Genomic DNA, 5,118 nt, shown 5'->3' with positions numbered 1-5,118 from the left:
AACTACTTCGCCGCCGCAGGTTACGATGCAGACCGATCGAAAACTGCTCTAGCTCCCGCTGGATCGAACCAAGTGGGGGCACGGATGGCGAAGTCGACAGCGCAGGTCAGCGGGACGGCCGTTTGGTCCTTTCGGCACTTCGGCACTACGGCAGACTCGTTGACCGATCCACGCTCGGTCTCGTCTGGGGCAGAGGTCGTCGCTTACGACCAACTTCACGACCGGACGCTCGTCCTCGGAAACGACGGTGTGGATATCCTCGATGCCGATGATGGCAGCTGGTTGGGCGGCCTGACCGGAACCGCGCTAACGTTGACCCCGGGCGACGCGCTCGATCCGGGCGAGATCGGCGGCGGCAATAGCGTAGCAGTGAGTGGCAACCTCGTCGCGGTGACGTTCAGTGGCGCGGCTCCCGGCAGCAACGGCTGGGTTGGCCTCTACACGCTCGATGCAGCGGGCAGCGTGACCTCCGCCCGTGCCATTGAAAGTGGCGTCGTGCCGGACATGGTGACCTTCACGCCCGAAGGCTGCCATCTGCTCGTCGCGGTGGAAGGCGAACCGACCGCGGACTACACCACCGACCCTGCCGGCGGGGTGCAGGTGATCGATACGGCCACTGGCCAGAGCACCTTCGCCGACTTCGGCGCCTTCGACACCGCCGCGGTGCGCGCGGCTGGCGTACGCGTTACCGGGCCGGCTGGAACGCTCGCCGCGACCGACCTCGAGCCCGAATACATCGCGGTCTCGGCCGACGGCAAGAAGGCCTACGTCACGCTGCAGGAGAACAATGCAATTGGCGTGCTGGACCTGGCGGCGAAGGGCGGTCCCGTCTTCACCGACGTCTTTGCGCTCGGTGCCAAGGACTTCTCACGCAAGGATGCAGGGCTTGATGCCTCGGACCGTGACGACACCCCCGGTAGCATCAAGCCGTGGCCGGTCAATGGTCTCTACATGCCGGACGGCATCGCCACCTTCGACCGGAACGGCAAGACCTACCTCGTCACGGCGAACGAGGGTGATGCGCGTGAATATGGCGACTACACCGATGTGGCCCGGATCAGCACGCTCAAGCTCGATTCGAAGGCTTTCCCTGACGCTGCCAGTCTCCAGCAGAATGCCAATCTCGGCCGGCTGGAAGCGCTCACGACCGAGGGCGATGTCGACGGCGACGGCGACTACGACGCGCTCTACACACTTGGCGGGCGGAGCTTCAGCATCTGGGAAGTCCAGAAGAATGGTCTGAAGCTGACTTTCGACTCCGGCGACCTGATTGAGCGCACATTGCTGCAGACCGCCCCGTCGCTCCTCGATGACTCGCGATCCGATAACAAGGGTCCGGAGCCGGAGCACGTGACGGTCGCGGAGCTTGACGGTGAGGTTTACGCCTTCGTCGGCCTGGAGCGCTCGAACGCAGTCATGGCTTTCCACGTAGATGGCCCTCGCAAGGCGAGCTTTGCGGGTTTGATCGCAACACCAGGTGATGTCGGTTCGGAAATCTTTACCGTCGTGGACGAGCCTGGCCTGGGAACGCGACGCTTTATGTCGCCAACGAGGTATCCGGTACGTCGCGCGCGTATGCGCTGAGCTTCGGTGACGATGGCAACTTGACAGGATCGGACCTGCGGACGTTGGATCTCGACTTGTTGTGACAGAGATTGCGCCGCGGCCGGAGACAGCATGCACGAAGATTCTATGCCTCGGTTCGGCTTCATGAAACGGCGAAGCCTGATTGTCGGCCTAATCGGCGCGGCCGTGGCCCCAACGGTGGAGGCCGCTTCGCAGCCCGCAAACTTCCCAGGCAACGGGCGGGTCACGCTTGTCGTACCCTTCGCGCCGGGCGGCACAACGGACATTGTGGCCCGCCTTGTCGCGCAAGGTCTCTCGGCGCGCTGGAATACCGCCGTCATTGTTGACAACAGGACTGGCGCCGGAGGAAACATCGGCGCCGCACACATAGCGCGGTCGAGGCCCGATGGTTACAACCTTCTGGTAGGTGCAACATTCCTCGCCAATGCGCCGGCACTGACCCGGCAACTGCCCTACGACATAGCGACCGACTTCTCGCCGGTGACGTTGATTGCGACGTCGCCTCTCGTCCTGATGGTAAGTACCAGGTCGGGTATCGCATCTATTCCGGAGCTCATCGCAAGGCTCAAAGCCAAGCCCAGCAACGTGAATTATGGTAGCAGCGGCGTGAGTACGTCGATCAATCTCTCCACGTTGATGTTCCTGAACCGCGTGGGCGGAGAGGCGACACATATTGTTTACAGAGGAAGCGGGCCTGCCCTCACGGCTCTGGCGACGGGTGAGCTGGACATGCTCTTCGATAACTACGCGACTGGGATGCCGTTCATCGCTAGCGGCCAAGTCAAAGGCCTAGCCCTAACGGGGCTGGATCGCGCTACTCTGCCGACGGACCTTCCCACGCTGTCAGAGGCCGCTCTCCCAAACTTCGAATCCCTCACCTGGATCGGGCTGCTCGCTCCGGGTCGCACCCCGGTCGAAATCGTCTCGTGGATCAATGCCGAAGTTGCCGCGGTCCTAAACGAGGCCGACACCCGCAGGAAGTTACTCGAATTGGCCTTCAGCGTCAGGACGAGCTCTCCGGAGGAGATGGGGATTTTTATGCAAGGCGAACTGGCGAAGACGAGAGCTCTTGTGCGGACCAACAACATCGAACCAGAGTGACACCCCGGCTGCATCGCCGGCCGAGACGGCGGCGCCTGCTGCGGCCGGGTGACCAAGACGAGTCTGCCATCTCCAAGTCGGTCCGGTCGGCAACATCCAACAGTTCTGTCAGATCTCATGCCACGTCGGGCTGTTTCGTCGTGTAAGGCGCGGTTGATAGGATCCGCGGTTTAGTGGAGCTGAGGCCTGGAATAGACTGCGGAGTTACGGCTCCGCCGCCTTGACTGAATGGCCAGAACGTAGCATTCGGGGCTATCTCCGGTTCCGTTACCGAGGCTGCGGGCATCAGTTCAGCGGGCGCAGCGCCGGACTGGCGAACGACGCCCATTACCCCTCCAATGATCACTGCCTTTGTGGTGCTCTCGCAGCGGCGCCATCGCCTGGCCCTGCATAACTTGACGGAGATGTTTTTTCAGCTCGAAGTCGTCTCCAGCCACGACGCCGTCAGGGGCTTGGAGGCGAAGCTCACGCTGGTGCTGGCCGGCGAACTCCGGCGACGCGGGCACGGCGAGGGCGGTGTCCGTGGCCGGCACTGGCACGCTCGCGGGACATATTTGAGGGTTCACGGTCGCTGGACACCTCCGTACTGGACCATCGACCGCGACAGCAACCTTGTCGACACCATGCTGAGCGAGCACCGCGATGCGGCGGCGGCACAGGCCTTCTTCCGCCTGCCCGTCCGGCGTCACCTGCTTTATCTCCCTTCGGTGCACCACTTCCGTAATCGCAGTCCTGAATGATGCGTAGCGTGAGCTCACGCAGCCGTTTGAGTTGCCAGGTCTGACGTGAGGGCTGACAAAACCGCCCCCGTTCCTTCTGGTACCAATAGGACTCAGTAACCCGCGCTGTTCCACATTCAGGCTGCAGCGGTGTCGAGCCGAGCTAGTAGGCGCACTTTCGACTCTTGTTGCGCATCCGTGGCCGCAGGCCGCGCGCATAGCGTACGCCACCCCGTGGTGACGCCATTCGGTGAAACGCAAGAAGGAGCTGCACATGCCTCTCTCGTCAGTCTTCAACCTCTTCACTTTTGGACAGAGCGATGCCCAGCGCGAGGCGACACAGGCTGAGATCGATTACCTGAACCGCGATGCCCAAGCTGAAATCGACTATTTAAGCCGGGATTCCCAGGCGGGAACCGAGTACTTGAACCGCGATGCGCAGGCGGAAATGGACTACTACGCCGCGCAGAACGGCAGCTGGTCCTCGACAGACCCTTGGGGCTAAGAAGCTCGCTGGCCATGGCGGAGAAGCTTCTCTCCGCCATGGCATTGGTGCGCAAATTGGGTACTGCGCGCGATGCCGCGCTAGGCCTATTTTGATGCGCTGCGCTGAAACGTCGACATGCCGAGGCTGCTCTGCCGGTTGTGGACCGATCAGGCGACTTGGGCGTTGGTCATTTGGACGCGCGGGTCTGAGCCCGAAAGAAGCGTCCGACGGTTAATGTTCAGCGGAACACAACAGCCTCTCCAGGTGAGCCGATGCCATAGCCCGCCACTCGCTGCCAGCTCATGCGACCCTTCTTTGAATCTTCCAAACGTCCTGGTCGCGCTGGCCGGGCGGGGTGTCGGCGGTTGGGCTTGCCACGGCGCCAGCGCGAGGTGGGCTGACCGCCGCTACGAGGCGGGTCAGGTTGCTTTAACGACAACTGCAGATGCATTGCAGATGTCAGGAGGAGTACCGGAATTGCTTATGGTCGGCAGCGCACGTGCTGCCTCCATGCCCCGTAGGTCTCAATCTGAGGCGTGTTCCATGTCACCTTCTATCCTCAAGCTTACTAGGCAGGTTGCGGACCGCTATGAGGGCGCTTCGCGCTTCGCCCGCAATTTCGTTTGCGGCAAGCTGCTGACCGATCCAGCATCGGGAGCGATCCTGCGTCTAGCGGCAGAGCGTGGCGGCTTCGGTGTGCTCGCCGATCTTGGCTGCGGCCGCGGGCAGATGGGGCTGGCGTTGATGCTTGCCGGTCTCGTAGACCGCGTGCACGGTTTGGATCTCGATGTCGACAAAATCGTTGATGCGACCCGAGCTGCCCGAGGTCTCCCAGCGCATTATATGGTAGCGGACCTCGCCGAGACGCCGGTTCCGGACTGCGACACGGCCCTCGTCGTTGACGTGCTTCTGCTGATGCCAGCGCCGGCACAGCATGCGCTGATTCAACGCATCGCTAGCGCAGCACGACATCGCGTCGTTATCCGCGCTTTCGATCCGGACCAAGGCTGGCGTACGCGCTTAGCCGGCGTGACTGAAGAGCTGGCACGGCGCATTCGCGGCGATAGCGCGCGACTGACCCCGAAGCCGATCACAACTCTGGCTGCGCCATTGCGTGCTGCTGGTTTCACGATAACTGTCACGCCCTGCTGGGGCTGGACGCCATTGCCTAAGAGCCCGTCTATGAAGAACTGCTGTATTCTGAATGCGTTGCGGCAGGACATT

Annotated in this window: 5 protein-coding genes; all 5 read left to right on the top strand. The window is 62.3% G+C overall.

The annotated features are described in order from the left end of the window. Positions 1-1,584: choice-of-anchor I family protein (locus AC5JJ6_RS40955; RefSeq protein ID WP_496047563.1), on the top strand; the 1,584-nt coding region annotated here is incomplete at its 5' end. A 93-nt stretch (positions 1,585-1,677) separates the two neighbouring features. Continuing rightward, positions 1,678-2,688 carry a Bug family tripartite tricarboxylate transporter substrate binding protein gene (locus AC5JJ6_RS40950; RefSeq protein WP_496047562.1) on the top strand — a complete coding sequence of 337 codons (1,011 nt, stop codon included), beginning with the start codon at positions 1,678-1,680 and terminating at the stop codon, positions 2,686-2,688. Between the two features lie 404 nt (positions 2,689-3,092). Continuing rightward, positions 3,093-3,428, top strand: a complete 336-nt coding sequence (locus AC5JJ6_RS40945) for a DDE-type integrase/transposase/recombinase (protein WP_496047561.1) — start codon at positions 3,093-3,095, stop codon at positions 3,426-3,428. Between the two features lie 229 nt (positions 3,429-3,657). Then, positions 3,658-3,912: a hypothetical protein gene (locus AC5JJ6_RS40940; protein WP_496047560.1), complete on the top strand. Its 255-nt coding sequence runs from the start codon at positions 3,658-3,660 to the stop codon at positions 3,910-3,912. Positions 3,913-4,437: 525 nt separating this feature from the next. Beyond that, the coding region (locus AC5JJ6_RS40935; RefSeq protein WP_496047559.1) for a class I SAM-dependent methyltransferase at positions 4,438-5,118 on the top strand (681 nt) is incomplete at its 3' end.

This window comes from Skermanella sp., from assembly GCF_059503625.1.
The sequence above is the reverse complement of the archived record's forward strand: the minus strand, read 5'-3'. Positions and strand labels throughout refer to the sequence as shown.